The organism is Acidilobus saccharovorans 345-15 (genome assembly GCF_000144915.1).
In the GTDB taxonomy this organism is placed as follows: Archaea; Thermoproteota; Thermoprotei_A; order Sulfolobales; family Acidilobaceae; genus Acidilobus; species Acidilobus saccharovorans.
Genome location: NC_014374.1, coordinates 195,680 through 213,175, shown reverse-complemented (window position 1 = coordinate 213,175; position 17,496 = coordinate 195,680). Strand labels below are relative to the sequence as shown.

The window sequence follows — 17,496 nt, the reverse complement described above, 5'->3', positions numbered from 1 at the left end:
CAGCGGTTACAGCTGGCGTTCAAGAAGTAAGTTGTGCAGGGAGGGCAGCTAGTAAGTGGTACGTGTGGATACGTGTTAAGCGTGCAGTTGCTCAGGCTTTTTCATGGTAAGGTAATGACATCCATACATCTGGGCAACTTCGTTGACGGAGCTACAAATAGCACAAGTTATGTTCTGGAATCTTTCGGAGCTCTTAGCGTCAGAAGAGTATGCTAAAATTATCATTGCTGCTTCCCTTATCTTCTCAGCCTTGGCCTTGTCGTTAAGTATTTTGGCCATGTATTTTTCGCCGCGCCTTCCCTCTATGTAGTTTGAGACTGCGGCGGGCGTGAGGCCAAGGAGTCTAGCGGCCTCGTATTTAGATAATTTAAACTCGTTGACCAGCACATATGCTATGGACGCCCTAATTGACGGCATGACCTCCTTGGCCGCCACTTCGCAGGGCTGGCGTATGGGCAGCGGCTGTTGCAGGTGCTGCTTCACCTTCATGATCCCGCTAGGTATGCGGCTTAACTAAGGCTAAAAATGTGAGCTATGTACGTCATCTAATTCGCTCTAGGCCCGTTTAGTACTAGTTAAGGGAAGCTAATGTCTTGGACAGGCCTTGGTTACAGCGCACTAAACTAAACTAGTGCTTAAAAAGCTCCTAGTAAGATACCTAAGTAGTTTGGTGTGCGTCAATGGCCGGAAGGTACTTTGATGTGGAGCTCGACGAGGAGCTAATAAAGGAGCTGAAGGACACGCTAGCATACATGGTATCGCCAGTAACCGTGGACCTGTTCATAGATGATGCCTCACGCTGCGAGACCTGCGAGGACGCGTACAAGCTTGTTAAGACCATAGCCGACGCCTCGCCCGTTCGCGACGGCAAGAAGATGCTCCAGCTGAGGGTCTTCAGCAAGTCCAAGCCTGAGGACCTTGAAGAGTTCAAAAGGCAGAACGTTGAGAGGGTCCCTACCGTAACACTGCTGGGCGGCGTAATAAGGTACACAGGAACCCCTGCAGGCGAGGAGATAAGGGGCTTCATAGAGACAATAATGAGGATTAGCGAGGGCGAGAGCGGTCTCGACCCCGAAACGAAGAAGCAGCTGGCCTCTCTCAAGGGCTCAGTGCACATAGAGACCGTCGTAACCCCGTCGTGCCCCTACTGCCCCTACGCCGCGTTACTCGCTAACATGTTTGCCTATGAGTCCTGGAAGCAGAACAACCCCAAGGTAATTTCAGATACAGTAGAGGCCTACGAGAACATGGACATAGCAGAAAAGTATGGAGTTATGAGCGTCCCAGCCATAGCTCTGAACGGCGTCATGTCATTCATAGGCGTGCCCTATGAGGAGGACTTCATAAACTACGTGGTGGCTGCGGCTGAGAACAGGCTAGACCAGCTGGTGCCCAAGACAGAGGGAGAAGCCTCAGGGATGTGAGGGAACTCCAAGGGTTAGCGTGACGAAGCAGTAGCACCCCCTGGGGGCTGGAACCCTAAGGAGGCCCGCGGGGCTCTTTTCTAAGGGGTAACATCCTATAGAGGAGCAAACGCTTCCCTCCACAACTTCTCTATTTAGTCTGGCCTCAAGTTCTGAGTCGTAGCGAGTGGGGTTAATTACAACAAAGCCCATTTTCTTTGAATCAGGGGCAAGGTCGTAGATCACGGCTGATGAGGAGCCCGAACTCACAAAGCCTGGGGAGGCGCTCCACTGTAGGTAGCCCACAGTTAGCTGCAGTAGTTGCCTTATGGCCTGCGGCTCATCCCCCTCGCCTATGTATGTAACTCCTTGAAGCTCTAGGTTAACGTAACCCTCCCTAAACTCAACCCTAATCGGGGAGCTTGAAGAGATGGACAAGGGTCTCGGCTGCCTTAACACTACGCTGTTGGCTTCTATGGCATCCCCGGGCCTGTAAACATCCTCAAAGTAAGCAAAGGGGTAGAGAACCGAAGCCTTAATGTCGTAACGCGAAGTGTCAACCCTTAAGGCAAGCTTAGATGAATGAGCCAGAGGGAGCACCAGGACATTATCAGTGAGGCGGGCTAAGAGGAAGTCACTAGCCTTGAGAACTCTAATAACATCAATGCCAAGGACCTCTGCCTTAGAAGGGAGCACTAAGCTAAAGGGCTGTAACGACACTTTAGGCTCTGTCGCAGGGCCCTCCTTAGATCTAAGGGACTCTAAGTCTAAGACCTCAAGCACCTTAAGCCTTGACCATCTGGCGCCATTAATAGCTGCTAAGGCCACTGGGCTTAAATCGCTGCCATAGAGTGGTACAACGTCTTTAACGTCCCAGGAGAAGGGGTTCATATAAATATTGTCGCGCTCTAACTTGTGCAGTACCAGGGGGCGCATATAGAAGCTCAGTGGTTTAGGAGAGGCTGGTAGCTCTGACTCCAGGCTGCCCCTGTTTACAATAACCTCGTAAAGGCCGCAGCAGGACCACCTTAGGTTTAATCCCCTAGGGCCCTCGACAGACTTTATGCCCGCGTTGTTTAAGATCGCCGGGAGGGAAGGTATTCTAAGGTCATCATAATTAATGAATTTCTTATCCCTAAACTGCGTTGAAAGCTCGAGCCACCCTAAGGGATCGAAGCCCTCATGCAAACACTACAGCCCGTGAAGTCCACTTGAAGGCTGATAGCATTAAAATTATTTCTGTTTAAGGGGGCCCTGCAGAATGCCTTTTTCTAACTTATGGTGCGGGGGGTGGGCTTCGAACCCACGCAGGCCTACGCCAACGGGTTCTGAGCCCGTCCCCTTTGACCAGGCTCGGGCACCCCCGCACCATCTTCCTAGCTATTGTCGGGTTTCTTAAAGGTTTGCGCGGCGCTCCGCACGTAAAAGGCTTGCAAGGCAATCGCTTCGTAAAGCATTTTAAGCGTTCTGGCAGCGACGCGCTGGGAAGAGGGACTCTAATTGGGAGTGCTTGACGCCTTATCCAATATCTCGGAGTACCTGCCAACGGTATCAAAGCCCTCGCAGAAGTTAAGCTTGACCAGGAGACTTGCCTGGACAGGTATAGTGTTGGTTCTATACCTTATAATGAGCAACATACCCCTTTACGGCGTGCCAGTGAGCCCTACGGCAGCCACAACTATAACTCTTGAGAACATAATCTTCGCAAGCAGCGTTGGAACTCTGATGCAGCTGGGCATAGGACCCATAGTTACGGCTGGCCTCATACTTGAGGTGCTGGCCGGCGCTAAACTAATAGACATAGACCTCACGAACCCTGATGATCAGGTCAAGTTCACAGGAGCCATGAAGACGCTGGCAGTGTTGTTCGCCGTTGCTGAGGCGCTGGTAGTCACCCTCAGCGGGATGTTCTGGCCCGCTGGGACTCCCGTGTCCCCAGTGGTTAAGGCACTAGTGGTAGTTCAGCTAGTGGCCGCCAGCTACATAGTGATATTGATGGATGAGGCCCTTCAAAAGGGCTGGGGGCTGGGGAGCGCCATAAGCCTCTTCATATTAGCTATGGTAGCTCAGACAGTGGTCTGGGACATATTTGGATTTGTCCCGAGGCTGGCGCTGGACTTTGGAGTAGTCCCGGCCCTCATCTATGACAGGGATCCATTCATAGTGCTTACAAGGGCTAACGGCTTCCCTGACGTAACAGGCCTGCTGGCCACGTTTGCAATAGTTATATTGCTCGTCTACCTTCAGGCCATGATGGTTGAGATACCTGTAACATCATCGCAGCTCAGAGGCATAAGGACTAAGGTGCCGCTTCAGTTCATCTACGTGACCAACATACCGGTGCTCCTCTTGGCGATTTTAGTGGCTGACCTCCAGCTCTTTGAGGCACCCCTGGCGAGGTTCTTCGGCATTAGCTCGCTGGTCTATAAGGTCTACAGCGGCATAGTCTTCTACCTGTCGCCGCCCAATGGGCTTGTGGAGACGGTGCTAGACCCCCTGAGGTCCGTGGTCTTCGCTATATCGTGGATGTTGCTCTCGGTAGCCTTTGGTTATGTATGGGTCGAAGTGGCGGGCCTTAACCCTAGCTCGCAGGCTGAGTCCCTGATAAAGGGAGGTCTCGAGATACCCGGTATGAGAAGGAACCCCAGGGTATTGGAGAGCGTGCTTGCAAGGTATATATATCCCTTAACGTCGCTCAGTAGCCTGATAGTAGGTGCCATAGCTGTGGTCGCGGCGTTCTTCGGAGCCTACGGCGGCGGCGTCGGCCTTCTGCTCGCGGTGGGCATAGTCTACCAGTACTACTCGATAATAACGTATGAGAGAGCCCTCGAGGCCTATCCACTGATAAGGAAGTTGGTGGGCGAGTGATGCCTGCGAGCGGGGTCAAGCGAAACCCCTTCAAGGTTATTGTAGTCACAGGAGTCCCCGGAGTAGGTAAGACTACAGTTCTCTCCCTGCTTCAGGAAAAAGCCAAGGAGAGGGGGCTCAGACTCAGGGTGCTGAACTTTGGCGATTTCATGCTAGACAACGCTGTTAGGAAGGGCTTAATAAAGAACAGGGACCAGATAAGGTACCTCAGCTTCAGAGAGCAGTTGGAACTTCAAGATATCGCGGCCTCCTCAATTATTGAGGAGGCCGGCAGCGACCTCAAAGAGGGGGATTACCTGATAGTAGACACCCATGCTATAATTAAGACCCCTTTGGGCTATTTACCGGGCCTTCCAAGCAACGTAATTAACAGCCTCAGGCCTGATATGATAGTCGTTATAGAGGCGGACCCAAAGGAAATAGTTGCAAGGCAGCAGCGTGACGCTACGAGGTACAGGTCGGACTTTGGCGGGGAGGAGGGCGTTCGTCAGCTAATGGATATAGCCAGGTCAGCAGCCATGGCCAGCGCCGTTCAGGCCGGATCCCTGCTGACGATAATTATTAACCGCGAGGGCAGGGCCTCCGAGGCCGCGGAGCAGCTGCTTAATGCTATATCCAAGCTTTAGCGGCCCCACTAGTGCAACATCACGTCTTGCACAACCTGCGTTATTAGTCTAGCTCGCTGTAATCATCATATGCGGTCTCCAGGTATTTTACCAGAAAGTCAAAGGCCTCCTCTAGCCTTAAAGACTTCAGATAGACCTCATATGCCTGCGAGAAGGCGCGCGCTAGCTCCCTCTGGCCCTCCCTGTTTTTTGACATCTCGTCTAAGACGGCCTCTAGCTCCGGCCTTCTTCTCTTTAGCATCTCAATTAGCTTCCTAGCTATGGCGTCAGGCGATGCCGGGGGCAATTTGCTTCTCCTGCTGGGTCCTGTGGAACCTGAGGCGCGGACTAATAAAGCTAAAGGAGGCCGATAAGTCAAGAACTTTATATTAAAAGGCCTTGCACAGCTAGCCTGAGGGATTAATGTCAGCAGAGAGAGCCAAGCTAAAACTTAATGGTGATACTATCATCGCGGAATGCTCAGGAAAATCTAAGGAAATAAGGCTTCCCAAGGAAGTGGCCGCCTTGATAGCAACCTCTCCTTGGATGCTAAGACTGGTAGAAAGCCTTTGCAGCGACTCTAAGTTCAGGAAGAGGCTCACCAGCAGCGGCGCCTTGGAAAGCCTGCTCCTTCTCATCTACGCCATGTCAGAAGGCCTCCCCCCTTACAGGGCAGCTAAACGGCTAGGGGTCTCGCATGAAAGGCTTTACAGGCTGAGGAGGGGCCTCGAGAAGGACGGGCTATACGCTCAGGTTAAAGCCTTCATAGAAATAAACGCGAACGCCAGGAAAAGAGAGTCGGCATAGTCAATATGGCTTTAAGGAGGCTAATAGCTTAAGTTCACGCAACTATGGAAATATATGGAGAAGGAGGAGAGAGTAGATGCCCCTGCTAAACAGGAGGCAGCTGCCTGACGTAGGGGAGGTCGTTGTAGGTACTGTGAAGGAGCTTCACGACTATGGGGCCTACTTAGAGCTTGACGAGTTTAACGGCCTTAGGGCGTTCCTTCCATGGGTTGAGGTCTCTAGTCGCTCGTTTAAATCAATAGACGACGTGATTAAAGTTAACGAGCGGGTCGCAGTCAAGGTAATAAGGGTTAACAGGGCCAAGGGCCAAGTAGACGTTAGCCTGAAGAAGGTCACAGACGATGAGCGCAGAAAGAAGATGACGTGGTGGAAGAGAACTCAAAAGGCCGTAAACATAATACTGATGATAGCGAAGGAGCTGAAGAAGGCCGAGAAGCAAGCATACGCAGAAGTCATATGGAGGCTTGAGGACAAGTATGGTGATGTCATGACAGCGTTAGAGATGGCCGCTACCGAGGGTGAGCAGCCTCTGGCCGCGGCTGGCGTGCCCGAGGAGTGGCTAAAGCCGTTGGCCGAGGCAGCCAAGAAGTACGTTGAAGTTAAGAAGGTTAAAGTGAGCCTACTGGCTACAGTTAAGAGTTTGAGCCCCGACGGCATAGAAAAGATAAAGGCAGTGCTCAAGTCCGCAGAGGAGGCCGTTGCTTCTAAGGGGGATAGCTCCGTATCAGTAAAGATATATGCCATCGGAGCCCCAAGGTATAGAATAGACCTCATGGGAGTCGACTACAAGGAGCTTGAGCAGCTAGCTCAAGGCCTGGAGGAGGTAATGTCTAGAGCAGCGAAGGAGCTAGGCGTCGAGTTCTCGTTGGAGAGACTCCGCGAGTAAGGGGCTTGAAAATGAGGTGGCTTCTAAGGAGATGCTCGGTATGCGGCAGGTACACGCTAAGTACTGACAGGTGCCCCTACTGCGGGGGCGCCTTAAGGGTGCCCCACCCGCCGAGGTTCTCCCCTGACGATAAGTATGTGAAATACAGGTACATGCTAAGAACTATGAGCAATTCAGGGGAATAGTAGTATTTTTAATAAATATTAGCAAGGCGCGCTGTAGTAAGGAGCCGCTTATGCCAATACGCTTTCTACTTTGCCCAGGATCTTTGCCTTGCCTCCCGTGGGTCTGACTAGAAGGGTTCCGCACGTGAGGCAGCGTACGGGGAACGTGGCGTGGCTGAATACCACCTGCTTATGGCCGCAGTTAGGGCAGACTACTAACAAGAACCTGCTCCTGGGCTCGGGAACTAGTATCTTTCTCCTCGGGACTCCCGCGATCATAGACATAAAGGGCTCACCTCATGACCTCGGTGAGCTCTATCTTCTTGAGCCTTATACCGAGTATGTGCCTCTTATAGCCGCATTTTGTACAGGTAATGAGCAGCACGACCTTCTTAGTGGTCTTTGCGAACCTCTTCTGCTCGGGCTTCCTCTTGCTGCCGTAGCCCTCGTTCTTCCTTAGATACCTTCTCTGGCCCTCCGAAAGGGTCCTTCTCTTGCCGGCCTTGTAAATGGCCACTGTGTGCTCTGTGTGCGTCTTGCAGCGTGGGCAATAGGTTCTTATGGTCTTTGGGAACTTCACGCGCAGCACCTAGGCCTACAGCTGCTTAAAGCGGCTTTTAACCGTTTCGTGACGTTCAAAGGCCAAGTGAGAGGACTTCAGGGGTAAATAATGGCGCCGGGGGAGGGATTCGAACCCTCGACCGCCCGGTTAACAGCCGGGCGCTCTACCAGCTGAGCTACCCCGGCCCAGAGGAGAGCAGTTAAGGCGACTTGTTTTAAACTCTTAGCCTCTAAAGCTCATGAAGTGTACTAATGCTAGTAAGCCTGCAGCCCTAGTAGGCGTGAGCTAGGCGAGGCGCGTCCTAGCAAGAAACTGCTCTGGCTTACGTTTTTGACAAAGGTTAGGGACCGTTCCCCTTTTAAGTGTTTTACTACATTAATTATGTGGTGCAGCGCGATGAAGCTAAAATTCAGAAACGCCAGAACGTGGGTCTACATAGTAGGTTCTATCAAGAACATAATAGATGAGGGCGTTTTCCTCGCAACATCAGAGGGGCTCTCGCTGAGGGCCCTGGACTCAAGCAGGGTAGTTATGGTAGACCTCTTCTACCCCAAAGAGGCTTTTGACGAGTATTCGGTGTCTGGCGATGAGATGTTCGGAGTTTCATTCGACGCGTTTAATAAGGTCCTGGCCAGGGGCCAGAGGGATGAGAGCCTCGAGCTTGAGGCTTCCGGCGACTCGCTTATCGTTGCCTTTGAGGGCCACGGAAGGAGGGAGTTCAAGATACCTCAGATATCATTAAGCGTTGAGAAGCTGCCAGAGCCTCGTATCTCGTTCTCAGTTATGGCAAAACTAATGAACACGGCCTTCGTTGACGTTATAAATGCTGTCGAGGAGGTGGCGGACGCAATAACTATAGCCGCCACCTCTGATGATAAGCTCCACTTCATAGGGGCAGGCGATGTTGAGAAGGTTGAGATCGAACTTAGCAAAGAGGACCAGAACCTGGTAGACATAAGGGTTGACTCGCCGGATAAGGCCACCTACAGCGTTGAATACTTTGATGATATGATTAAGGCCGCCAGGGGCGCTGACCAGGTGACTATTCAGTACGCTCAAGACGCTCCAGCCAGAGTTCAATTTGACTACGAGGGCGGTGGAAGACTTGTCTTCTACGTATCGCCAAGGATCGAGTGAGGGCGACCAACAAGAGGTTATCATAAGAAAGTGGTCAGAGGCTGACTCTCTGAAGAGCCTCTTTGCAATATACTATAGAATGGACCCGCCCTTCATACTTCCTCACGATATGGCAAAGAGGGAGTTTGCCCTACAGCCATTTGACATTGAAAGCTACATCAGGCACCTAGCATTTAAGGACGAGACATCGCTAAGGAAGTACATAAGATCAAGGACTCCAAGGCACCTCTATCATTCAGTAGGGATATATGAGTTGCCGAGCGCGCCTAACATGGAAGAAAAAGGCTGGCAGGGCTCGGAGCTTCTATTCGATATTGACTTAGATCACCCAGGGGCCTGTGAAGGACAGATAGTAGATGACGAGTGCCTTGTGAAGGGTTTTGACAGCGCCCGCCTGGTGAGCAGGATAGTAAGGGATTTACTAGGAGGCAAGCCCCTTATCTACTTTACTGGCCATAGGGGCTTTCACATTAGGGGCATCTGCGAGCAGTGCATGCAGCTTGGTAGGGACGAGAGGAGGGAGATAGCTAAGCTAGTGAGGGCTGAAGGATTAGATGCGAGCCTCCTGTTCCCTAACAAGAGGGGCGTGAGGCCCGCGCCGGCCACGCCAGAGGACCCCGGCTGGAGAGGCCTCGCAGCGAGCCTCGGGGTCGACCTGAGGGCCTCAGGGCCGCACGTAGGTGTTGACATAGATTCAATGGTTACTGAGGACCCCTCGAGGCTTACTAGGATCCCGGGCTCGCTAAATGCTAAGGGAGGGTTAATAGTTACGCCACTCTGCGACTCCTTTGCCCCAGGGCCTCAAATTTCGCCCTTCCGTGGAACCCTTGACGCGAAGGCAACTAAAGATCTCGACCCGACAAGGATACTTGGGTTTGAAGTTTCGCTGACTGAGGGGGAGGAGCTTAGTTTACCGGCCTCTGTGGCCCTTTACCTCTATCTGTCTGGCTATGTGAGTATTATAGGCGGTGAGGTACTTGTCAGAAGAAACCCTGGCTGGTGGCCCGTACAAGGCTGCGACTGGTCGCCATGAATCTCTGTCCGCTGATTCCATAAAGAGGACTCGAAGACTTTGGTCCCTTTACTGCTCTTCAGGAGCATCGTACTGTGAGAAGTTTAAGGAAATAACAGTGGAGTCCTCAAGGCTGATTGCAAAGGCGAGGCTGGAGGATCTAGGCACTGACTACAACGGCGCGGACTCAGGCGTAATAAGGTTCTTCAACAGGTTCTCAGAACTTTACGGAAGTTACTTAGGTGGGGCAATGGTAGCTAAAGGAGAGAAGGTCCTGGTGCTTATGAGGACTGACATAGTTACTCCGGACGGTTTAACTCTCAGAAACGGTGATACGGTGTTCATCGACGTTGGCACTGCCCTGGGGCTAATATCGTTGGGCTTCGCGGAGCCCGCGCTTACGTGGTCCCTGAACCTTGACTCATGGCTTAAGTCCCTAAGGAAGTCAACTAAGTAAAGTTTTTAAATAGCCCTAACGATTTATAAGCTGGAGCTTAAAAAGGGTGGTAGGTTTTGTCTAAAGAGGACGACATTGCACCCCCAGAGCCAGAGGAGGCTTCTGAGGTCAATGTCACAGGGGTGCCGGGCGAGAGGAAGCCTGTCGTCAATATAGAGAACATAGTGGCGACCGTGATATTAGAGAACACGCTCGATCTAAACTTAATAGAGGCCAGAATACCAGATGTGGATTATAACCCAGACCAGTTCCCAGGGCTCGTTTATAGGCTGCAGAGCCCAAAGATCACGGCGCTGGTCTTCAAGTCAGGGAAAATGGTGGTGACGGGAGCCAAGAGCGTCAAGCAGCTGGTGTGGGCGGTCAAGGCTATACTTAAGAAATTCATAACCAAGGGGATAGTAATCCAGGGCAGGCCTCAGATTCAAATCCAAAACATAGTGGCCTCGGCTAACCTAAACGTAGTGGTAGATCTTGAGAAGGCAGCCTTCGTTCTACCCCACAGCATGTATGAGCCTGAGCAGTTCCCAGGGCTGATATTTAGGATGGACAAGCCAAGGGTTGTCCTGCTGATATTTAGCAGCGGTAAAATGGTGATAACAGGCGCCAAGCGGGAGAACGAGGTCTATGAGGCGGTGAACAACATCTACAAGATACTTGATGAGAACAAGTGCATCAAATAATTCCCGCGAAGAGCTCCTTAAGCGTCGGCAGCTCCACTACGCCTATCTCCCTGTCAACTATTATTGGAACTGCCTCCTGCAGCTCTGCCAGCTCCTTTACTATAGGCGAAAGGTAGGTCTCAGGGCTTGGAGTTATGGCAGTTCCAGTCTGATAGAGGCTTATGGCTGGGAGCACCAGCAGTTCGCCCCCACCCTTGAGGGGCGACTTGAGCAATGCCTGTAGCTTAACCTTGGCGCCAGCCAGGCTTATTTCAAGGCTTGGATGTTCGTGGCCTATTATCACAGTGGAACTGCTTTTAACCGCGTCGACAAGTTTATGGCCATGAGTCACAATGATGCCGTCGCCCAGATCCATATAGTCATCAACAACCTCGACCCCAAAGTCCTTGAGTAGCGGGGCTACAAAGGTATCGTGGTTGCCCCTTACGAGCACTATTTCTTTAATGTCGGCCTCCAGCGCGTGCCTAATAAGCTCTGTGACCTCCAGCCTCTCGCCTTTTGTTAGTTTTTCAAATACATGCTTAAGGTCGCCGTCTATTAAGAGCCTCTTAGCACCCGCTCTGACGCCCTCATCTATAATGCTCTCGGCTTTCTTCAGCTGGAGCCTCGGAAGGAAGACGCCCTGAGTAGCCATGGAGTCCTCATAGCCAAGGTGCACGTCACTTATAATAAGTGCCATGCTGCTTTGGTGCAACAGCGCCGGGGATCTTCCAAGCAGTTTTAGCTTTGAGCCAAGGGCATCCTTTGACGTGAGGCCGCACCTCTGTTGCTCTTTATTAGCTGTGACTGTTAGGGCTTTTAACGTGAGTCTTTAGCAACTGCATCATTGGCCGCTGCGATAAACTCCAAGGTGAACCGCTTGAGCGAGACCATTCTGAGCGTGGTGGTGCCGACATACAACGAGAGGGAAAACGTAGTTCCGCTGGCTAAGAGACTGAACGAGGCTTTGGCGAAAATAAATCAATACGAGATCATATTTGTTGACGACAATAGCCCTGATGGCACTGCCGAGGCAATTATGGAGATTAGTAAGGTGGATCCAAGGGTTAAGCTGATCCTTAGGAAGAACAGGAGGGGGTTAGCCACCGCTATAATCGACGGCATAAGGGCCTCGAAAGGAAGATATGTAGTAGTTATGGACGCCGACTTGCAGCACCCGCCGGAGGTTATACCATTGATGCTGAAGGCGGCTGAGGAGAAGGGCGCGGACATAGTTGTGGCGAGCAGATACACAAAGGGCGGGGGAACCGAGGGCTGGAGCCCTATAAGGAGGCTAATAAGCTGGGGGGCCACGGTTATAGCTAGGCTTCTTGTGCCTGAGTCCAGGAGGACCACTGATCCCATGTCTGGCTTCTTTATGATAAGAAGGGGTGCCATCTCGATAGAGGAGGCAAACCCCACGGGTTACAAGGCGCTACTTGAGATACTTTACAGGAACCCGCAGGCCAGAGTTGTCGACGTGCCCTACGTATTCTCGCGCAGGCTCAGCGGCAAGAGCAAGCTCGGCGCGAAGACCATTTTAGATTACTTATGGCACGTGATAAAGATTTCAAGACCCATCAAGTTCGCTGTCGTAGGCGCCATAGGAACGGGGGTTAACGAAGGAGTTGCAGCGGCGCTGCTCCTCGTTACTAACTACACGTTTTCCTACGTTGGAGGCATAGAGGTAAGTATACTGAGCAACTTCATGCTTAATGATCTCTGGACCTTCAGGGACAGGAGGCCAGGCCGCTGGTACTCGAGGCTCGTGAGGTACCACTTAATGGTAGCTCCAGCAGGGCTTACGATATTTTTTGTTGCGGAGCTCGTGACTAGGCTAACGCACGTGAACCCCCTGTTGGGGCTCTTTGTTGGTATTCTTGCAGGTTTCGTAGTGAACTACACCCTTTCTTCAAGGAAGGTGTGGAAACGCTATTGAAGGACTCGCCGCTGTAAATGCGGTTTAGCCACTCTAGGCCATTCCTGCTGCATTACGTCATGATATAACCCACAGGTTGCACGTCAGAGCGGCTAAGTTTTGGAAATCGAGCTTTCTGAGTTGGGCTTTGAAGGGGCAGGCCAGCGTGAAGGCCTTTAAATTTAATTCCTGATGGCCGGCTTTAATATAATGGAAGTTTTGCTAGGGGCTTTAGGGCAACAATTTAGGCTCACGCTTTTAAGTTGCAGTTTCAGCCCCTTACAGGATTCAAGTTGGTTAATCAAGCAGGCGGAGCTAGCAAGTCGCTAAAGGCCGTGTCGCTGGTTCAGGCTGTATTATTGACCATTCAGTTTATAATTGGCATGTGGATTAACCTTTTCGCGCCCATGAATGTTACTCCGCCTCACAGCTACTTCATGATGGGGTACATGATGTACTACTTCTCACTTATACCATTGCTTGCGCCTCACATGGCAGTAGGGGTTATCATAGGTCTTCTATTCATAGTAATTCTTGTGCTGTCGCTGCTGTCCAGGAATGTAGTGAAGGCCACGCTATCGGTTATAGGCGGGATCATGACGTTGATGGCAGGCATTGCAGGCATGGCCTTTGTCGCTGGAGGGCTATCAAATAATGCGCTCTCCATGATAATGAGCGTCGGTTTCGCAGGCGACATAGCTGTGGTCATTTTACTTCTCTACCTCTAAATAATGATCAAGTAGTAGTGGAGCCGCCGGCGGGACTTGAACCCGCGACCACCGGCTTACAAGGCCGGCGCTGGCGGCCCGCGCAGGGTCTACCGGCTGAGCTACGGCGGCACTCGTGGGCCTTGTCTGTGCATCCTCTATTTAAAAGCCTGCGCTCAAGATCTCTTAAGCTCTCGGGGGTCGCCCTTATCAGGAGAACGAGTGCATGCTTTACGCCTACCTATCTGGCAGACACCCAAGGCTTCCAGAGGAGGAGCTGAAAGCCCTGGTAGAGCTAAGCGGTTCAGCGTACAAGCCGCTGTTAAGGCTTGACCAGGTAGTGCTCTTTAACGCCGACGTTGTAAACGTATCGGCCTATGCCAAGAGGGCAGCTTACGTGAAGGAGGTCGGGGAGGTGCTAGCCTATGGGGAGAGGTGCGAGGTCGAAGAGCTGTTGGCTAAGGCCCTGAGGTCGCTGGAGCTCAGGGGGCTCAAGTCTTTTAAGCTCGAGCTGACCTCGATTAAGGTGGAGCCCTGCTGCAGTCCTACAGAACTTCTGAGGGGTCTTACCAAACTCTCCATAAGGCCAAGCCTAAGCTCGGAGAACACCGTAAGGATACTAATAAGCGAGGGCGTTGCTATAGTTGGCCTTGCCGTCGGTAGAAGGGACCTTGGCAACGTTAAGCTCAGGTCGCCCCCAAACAGGCCGTTCTGGAGGTCAGGGGAGCTCGACATAAGGCTCTCCAGGGCTATGGTGAACCTCTCAAGACTACCTTATGGGGGCACGTTTCTGGACGCTTTCTGTGGAACCGGAACCCTTGCGCTAGAGGCCGTGCTTGCCGGAGGCAGCAAGGCGCTGTGCGTTGACATAGACGGTTCAATGGCTTACGGCTCTAAGACCAACTTCTCATGGGCTGGGCTAGACTCTTTGTCGCTTATTGCCAACGCGAGGCGCCTTCCCCTAAAGGAGGGCAGCGTCGATTCTATAGCCAGCGATCCCCCCTATGGCAGGTCGACCAGGGTTGTTGGGGAGAGCTATGGAGACCTAGTCGAGGGGTTCCTCCAGGAGTCGGCCCGAGTGCTGAAGCCTGGCGGCTACGTTGCCTACGCAGGGCCCGTCGATCTGGCCCCCTATAAGTATGCCGTTGAGCAAGGCTTTGACCTAATAGCCAGAATAGATCAATACGTGCACTCTGGGCTCACCAGGCAAATAGTTGTGGCTAAAAAGGCCACGTAGCTCCCAGCGCGCGGGCAAGGCGCTGTGGCGAGACAGGTAGAGGTCATAACCCTTGGCACGGGCGCGGCATTGCCGAGCCTTGAAAGGTTCACCGCCGCCTATGTGGTGAGGGACTGGGCGGGCAACGTCATACTCATGGACTCTGGGGAGGGGGCCCAGCAGAGGCTCAGGCAGGCGGGGATATCCCCCACTAAGGTGGACTTCATTGTGTTAACTCATGGGCATGGGGATCACATAAACGGCCTTCCGGGCTTGCTAGGCACGATGCAGTTAAGTGGGAGGAAGAGCAGGCTCACAATAATAGCGCCCAAGTACTTAGCGGAGCCGATAAGGGAACTTATAAATGCTAACAAGTTTGAGGACCAGTTCCCCGTTAATGTAATAGACGTTACTGGGGACGAGGGCTCGCTTACCCTCTCGTCGTGGGGCAGGGACAGGCTGGTGTTGAGCTGGTTCAGGGCATGCCACTCCATAGAGGCCTACGGGTACTCGCTTACATGGGAGTTAGGCCCAAGGATAGCTGAGCCGGTCGAGCCCTCACAGGCGCGCAAGCTGCTCGAGGAGGGAGGTTCAGGGCTTACCTCCCCTAGGTCATTCAAGCTGTCATATACAGGGGACACCTCGCCCTGCGACAGCGTAGTCAAGGGCGCCTCAGGGGCCAACGTACTCATACACGAGTCCACCTTTGACTCGTCTATGAAGGATGAGGCATCAAAATATGGTCACAGCACAAGCGTCGGAGCTGCGGAAGACGCCGTAAAGGCCAACGTTGGGAAGCTGATACTGTCCCACATAAGCACCAGGTATGAGGGCTATGAAGCCCTGCAGCTGGAACAGGAGGCAAGGTCCGTGTTCCCAAACTCCGTGCTCGCCTGGGACCTGGCAAGGTTTGTGGCTAACGTCTAAGGGTCCGGCATGCTCCTCTCCCAGAGCGGCCTTCCCCTTGAGGTCTGGGGGGCCAGCCAGTCTATGACGTCCCTTATACTTGGGTGCCTTATTGTTATCTTTATGGGGCCCAGCGGCGACTCCTCGCCCCAAGTTAGGAGGCTCACCTTCCCCTCGTAGGCTGCCTGCTTGTGGAAAAGCAGCGTGACAGCGTCTCCTTTGAGCTCCTTTAACATGTAGCTCCTTGTCGCCTCAAGGATCTCCTGGGTTCTAAGGAGCCTGTGAAGCTTCTGAAGCGAGGCCAGGGAGCTCGCGTACGCCCTAATTATTTCATAGTCACCGGCCTGGACCTTCTCAACCCTCTCAGGGTCAAAGATGTTGGTGAGGGCCTTCATGACTTTCTCCTCGCTCTCCGTTGGCCTAAGCTCAACCTCTGCAACGATCTCTCCAGAGCCCATCCCTTATCACCTTAGCAAGCCTGCTGGCCTGCCCCACAAGCTCTTGGACGTCTGACTCATTTATTATCATGTAGTCGGCCATCGCTATCACGTCACCTATGCCATACTCCAGGTTCTTGGAGTCCCTGAACTTAAGCTCATCCAGCGTTGAGGCGCCCTCCCTGGCCCTCCTCAGCTCCCTCTCAAACCTTATGGCTGGGGCAGCGTGGACGGCCACAACGCAGAGGTCGCCGGCCGCCCTGAGGTAAGTTATTTCTTCGGGGCTTCTGACGCCGTCTACGACAACGTACTCGTACTGCCCCTGGAGCTCCTTTAACGTCTCTGCAACCTTTAGGCCCACGGCGCCCCTGCCGTAAATCTTCCTGAGCTCAGTGGCGACGCTCTCTATGTTAGTCACGGTGAGGGGCAGGCCCCTTTTCTTAACCTCCTCCCTTACTACGTCGCCCATAACTATAAGTTTGGCGTTAAGCTCCTCTGAGAGCACCCTGGCAAAGCAGCTCTTCCCGCTTCCCGGCATGCCAGTTACCGCTACTATTAGCACCTTTAGCCCTCAGGTGCTGTGCTGCTCATAGCTTATAACCTATCTTCCTCAGGAACTCCCTTCTCTCCTTCACGTCCTCTTCACTCTCAACACCGAGTGGCTTAAACCCATCACTGACTCCTAGCAGGGCCCTGCTTTCGCCTAGGTCAGCAACTACGACCTTGACGGGGTTTGCGGTGGCCACGTCTATGGAAACCACCTCCTGCACCTGCTTTATGGCGTTGAGTACATTTATGGGGTAAGCGTTCCTTATGTATATTACGAAGACGTGGCCTGCCCCTATCTTAAGGCAGGCCTCAGTGGCGGTCTTGACTAGCTCCTCGTCGTTGCCCTCCCTTCTAACTAGCCTTTTGCCGGAGGCCTCACAGAAGGCGAGGCCAAACTTTATGCCAGGCGAGGAGGTGACCAGGGCCTCATAGAGGTCCTCAGTGGTCTTGATGAAGTGGCTTCTGCCTATGATTACATTGGCTCCCTCAGGTATGGGGATGTCTATAACCTCAAGCTCCACACCGTTCACCGTTACTTTAATGCCTTGGGTCCCTAATAATAGTTTACTGCGGCCCTCATGGCAAAACTAACTGTAAGCCTCGCCCTTCAGGGCGGGAGGGTCATGTGCTTGGCTAGCCCTCAGAGGCTAGGCTGCGCAGCCTGCCAACGAAGTTGAGCCTTTCGAGCTCGGGCAGCAGGTAAGGTGGGACGCAGGAGGCCCACGTGCTGGAGCCCTGAAGTATCAGCTCCCTGATCCTGGTCCCGCTGCACTCGCTCCTGTTGAACATGGGCTGCTCTACGGCGGCCAGCCCCGCATCCCTGAAGAGCTGCAAGACCAGCGGGTTGCCTGAGACCACGCCGTCAAACTCCCCGAGCAGCATCCTAAGGTACTGGACCCAGACCTTGTTCATCTCTATATCCGTAACTGGTATTATCGAAACCCTCTTGCAGTAGTCGTCGCCAAGCTCGTGAGCTAGCACGGTCCTAAGGAGCTGAAGCCTCTCGCCTGCAGTCAGCGGGTTCTTTAGTGAGAAGCTGTCCTGGGCGCTGCCGATTATAACGATCAGCTCGTCGGCAAGTTCAAGGGCGTACTTTATAGCGCTTATGTGCCCTAAGTGCGGGGGCTGAAACCTGCCTGGAAACACCAGCCTCTTAAACTGCTTCAAGCTTAATTCCCCACCAGAATCAAGTACTCTGGGTTT

Annotated in this window: 24 protein-coding genes and 3 tRNA genes; 14 read left to right on the top strand and 13 right to left on the bottom strand. The window is 52.8% G+C overall.

The window, feature by feature from the left end; genetic code table 11:
- Positions 1–75 precede the first annotated feature (75 nt).
- Complete coding sequence (locus ASAC_RS01085; RefSeq protein ID WP_013266129.1) at positions 76–489, bottom strand: transcriptional regulator; 414 nt, start codon at positions 487–489, stop codon at positions 76–78.
- Between the two features lie 191 nt (positions 490–680).
- On the opposite strand from ASAC_RS01085, the gene pdo reads away from it, so the two are divergent.
- Positions 681–1,424, top strand: coding sequence for a protein disulfide oxidoreductase (gene pdo / locus ASAC_RS01080; protein ID WP_013266128.1), 744 nt, complete (start codon positions 681–683; stop codon positions 1,422–1,424).
- Here pdo and ASAC_RS07745 read toward each other — a convergent pair.
- A complete protein-coding gene (locus ASAC_RS07745; protein ID WP_148217085.1) occupies positions 1,413–2,123 on the bottom strand; it encodes a hypothetical protein in 711 nt (236 codons plus the stop codon). The two genes, pdo and ASAC_RS07745, sit on opposite strands and share 12 nt — an antisense overlap.
- 559 nt (positions 2,124–2,682) lie before the next feature.
- A tRNA-Leu gene (locus ASAC_RS01070) sits at positions 2,683–2,770 on the bottom strand.
- 133 nt (positions 2,771–2,903) lie between these two features.
- Between ASAC_RS01070 and secY the strand changes: the two genes are divergently transcribed.
- Entirely contained in the window at positions 2,904–4,271 is a 1,368-nt protein-coding gene (gene secY, locus ASAC_RS01065) for a preprotein translocase subunit SecY (RefSeq protein ID WP_048812705.1), read from the top strand.
- Positions 4,271–4,897, top strand: coding sequence for an adenylate kinase (locus ASAC_RS01060; RefSeq protein WP_048812933.1), 627 nt, complete (start codon positions 4,271–4,273; stop codon positions 4,895–4,897). Before secY ends, ASAC_RS01060 begins: the two co-directional genes overlap by 1 nt.
- Before the next feature lie 43 nt (positions 4,898–4,940).
- On the opposite strand, the gene ASAC_RS01055 is transcribed toward ASAC_RS01060, so the two are convergent.
- Entirely contained in the window at positions 4,941–5,183 is a 243-nt protein-coding gene (locus ASAC_RS01055; protein ID WP_013266124.1) for a hypothetical protein, read from the bottom strand.
- A gap of 218 nt (positions 5,184–5,401) precedes the next feature.
- On the opposite strand from ASAC_RS01055, the gene ASAC_RS01050 reads away from it, so the two are divergent.
- From ASAC_RS01050 to ASAC_RS07675, 3 genes are all read left to right on the top strand, one after another.
- The gene (locus ASAC_RS01050; protein WP_048812704.1) at positions 5,402–5,683 is read left to right on the top strand and encodes a helix-turn-helix domain-containing protein; all 282 of its coding nucleotides are present in this window, start codon (positions 5,402–5,404) and stop codon (positions 5,681–5,683) included.
- Between the two features lie 76 nt (positions 5,684–5,759).
- Positions 5,760–6,569 carry a translation initiation factor IF-2 subunit alpha gene (locus ASAC_RS01045; RefSeq protein ID WP_013266122.1) on the top strand — a complete coding sequence of 270 codons (810 nt, stop codon included), beginning with the start codon at positions 5,760–5,762 and terminating at the stop codon, positions 6,567–6,569.
- 11 nt (positions 6,570–6,580) lie between these two features.
- Positions 6,581–6,754 (top strand): RNA-protein complex protein Nop10, encoded by a 174-nt coding sequence (locus ASAC_RS07675; protein ID WP_013266121.1) that lies wholly within the window; start codon positions 6,581–6,583, stop codon positions 6,752–6,754.
- A 48-nt stretch (positions 6,755–6,802) separates the two neighbouring features.
- Here the strand turns inward: ASAC_RS07675 and ASAC_RS07670 are convergent, their stop codons facing one another.
- The 3 genes from ASAC_RS07670 to ASAC_RS01035 form a co-directional block, all read right to left on the bottom strand.
- Positions 6,803–7,012: a 30S ribosomal protein S27e gene (locus tag ASAC_RS07670; RefSeq protein WP_148217235.1), complete on the bottom strand. Its 210-nt coding sequence runs from the start codon at positions 7,010–7,012 to the stop codon at positions 6,803–6,805.
- Positions 7,013–7,025: 13 nt separating this feature from the next.
- Positions 7,026–7,313 (bottom strand): 50S ribosomal protein L44e, encoded by a 288-nt coding sequence (locus tag ASAC_RS01040; protein ID WP_013266120.1) that lies wholly within the window; start codon positions 7,311–7,313, stop codon positions 7,026–7,028.
- A gap of 91 nt (positions 7,314–7,404) precedes the next feature.
- Positions 7,405–7,480 (bottom strand) — tRNA-Asn (locus ASAC_RS01035).
- A gap of 211 nt (positions 7,481–7,691) precedes the next feature.
- Between ASAC_RS01035 and pcn the strand changes: the two genes are divergently transcribed.
- The 4 genes from pcn to ASAC_RS01015 all read left to right on the top strand — a co-directional run bounded on the left by pcn (position 7,692) and on the right by ASAC_RS01015 (position 10,581).
- Positions 7,692–8,432 (top strand): proliferating cell nuclear antigen (pcna), encoded by a 741-nt coding sequence (gene pcn / locus ASAC_RS01030; protein WP_013266119.1) that lies wholly within the window; start codon positions 7,692–7,694, stop codon positions 8,430–8,432.
- Complete coding sequence (priS, locus tag ASAC_RS01025; protein WP_013266118.1) at positions 8,392–9,465, top strand: DNA primase small subunit PriS; 1,074 nt, start codon at positions 8,392–8,394, stop codon at positions 9,463–9,465. The genes pcn and priS overlap by 41 nt, the downstream gene beginning before the upstream one ends.
- Positions 9,466–9,562: 97 nt before the next feature.
- Positions 9,563–9,901, top strand: coding sequence for a hypothetical protein (locus tag ASAC_RS01020; protein WP_013266117.1), 339 nt, complete (start codon positions 9,563–9,565; stop codon positions 9,899–9,901).
- 56 nt (positions 9,902–9,957) lie between these two features.
- On the top strand, positions 9,958–10,581 hold the full coding sequence (locus ASAC_RS01015; RefSeq protein WP_013266116.1) for a TATA-box-binding protein: 624 nt from the start codon (positions 9,958–9,960) through the stop codon (positions 10,579–10,581).
- Here ASAC_RS01015 and ASAC_RS01010 read toward each other — a convergent pair.
- A complete protein-coding gene (locus tag ASAC_RS01010) occupies positions 10,574–11,275 on the bottom strand; it encodes a metallophosphoesterase (protein ID WP_238523615.1) in 702 nt (233 codons plus the stop codon). The two genes, ASAC_RS01015 and ASAC_RS01010, sit on opposite strands and share 8 nt — an antisense overlap.
- 156 nt (positions 11,276–11,431) lie before the next feature.
- On the opposite strand from ASAC_RS01010, the gene ASAC_RS01005 reads away from it, so the two are divergent.
- On the top strand, positions 11,432–12,499 hold the full coding sequence (locus ASAC_RS01005; RefSeq protein WP_420805104.1) for a glycosyltransferase: 1,068 nt from the start codon (positions 11,432–11,434) through the stop codon (positions 12,497–12,499).
- 338 nt (positions 12,500–12,837) lie between these two features.
- Positions 12,838–13,206: a hypothetical protein gene (locus ASAC_RS01000; RefSeq protein WP_148217082.1), complete on the top strand. Its 369-nt coding sequence runs from the start codon at positions 12,838–12,840 to the stop codon at positions 13,204–13,206.
- Between the two features lie 18 nt (positions 13,207–13,224).
- On the opposite strand, the gene ASAC_RS00995 is transcribed toward ASAC_RS01000, so the two are convergent.
- Positions 13,225–13,317: transfer RNA gene (locus ASAC_RS00995), tRNA-Thr, on the bottom strand.
- 94 nt (positions 13,318–13,411) lie between these two features.
- Between ASAC_RS00995 and ASAC_RS00990 the strand changes: the two genes are divergently transcribed.
- Both ASAC_RS00990 and ASAC_RS00985 read left to right on the top strand, forming a co-directional pair.
- On the top strand, positions 13,412–14,422 hold the full coding sequence (locus ASAC_RS00990) for a TRM11 family SAM-dependent methyltransferase (RefSeq protein ID WP_013266112.1): 1,011 nt from the start codon (positions 13,412–13,414) through the stop codon (positions 14,420–14,422).
- Positions 14,423–14,446: 24 nt separating this feature from the next.
- The gene (locus tag ASAC_RS00985; protein WP_013266111.1) at positions 14,447–15,328 is read left to right on the top strand and encodes a ribonuclease Z; all 882 of its coding nucleotides are present in this window, start codon (positions 14,447–14,449) and stop codon (positions 15,326–15,328) included.
- Here the strand turns inward: ASAC_RS00985 and ASAC_RS00980 are convergent.
- From ASAC_RS00980 to ASAC_RS00965, 4 genes are all read right to left on the bottom strand, one after another.
- Positions 15,325–15,765, bottom strand: coding sequence for an RNA-binding domain-containing protein (locus ASAC_RS00980; RefSeq protein WP_013266110.1), 441 nt, complete (start codon positions 15,763–15,765; stop codon positions 15,325–15,327). The genes ASAC_RS00985 and ASAC_RS00980 overlap by 4 nt on opposite strands.
- Positions 15,734–16,306: an AAA family ATPase gene (locus ASAC_RS00975; protein ID WP_013266109.1), complete on the bottom strand. Its 573-nt coding sequence runs from the start codon at positions 16,304–16,306 to the stop codon at positions 15,734–15,736. The genes ASAC_RS00980 and ASAC_RS00975 overlap by 32 nt, the downstream gene beginning before the upstream one ends.
- A gap of 25 nt (positions 16,307–16,331) precedes the next feature.
- Positions 16,332–16,823 (bottom strand): adenosine-specific kinase, encoded by a 492-nt coding sequence (locus ASAC_RS00970; RefSeq protein WP_013266108.1) that lies wholly within the window; start codon positions 16,821–16,823, stop codon positions 16,332–16,334.
- 103 nt (positions 16,824–16,926) lie between these two features.
- A complete protein-coding gene (locus tag ASAC_RS00965) occupies positions 16,927–17,460 on the bottom strand; it encodes a nicotinamide-nucleotide adenylyltransferase (protein ID WP_013266107.1) in 534 nt (177 codons plus the stop codon).
- Between the last annotated feature and the right edge of the window lie 36 nt (positions 17,461–17,496).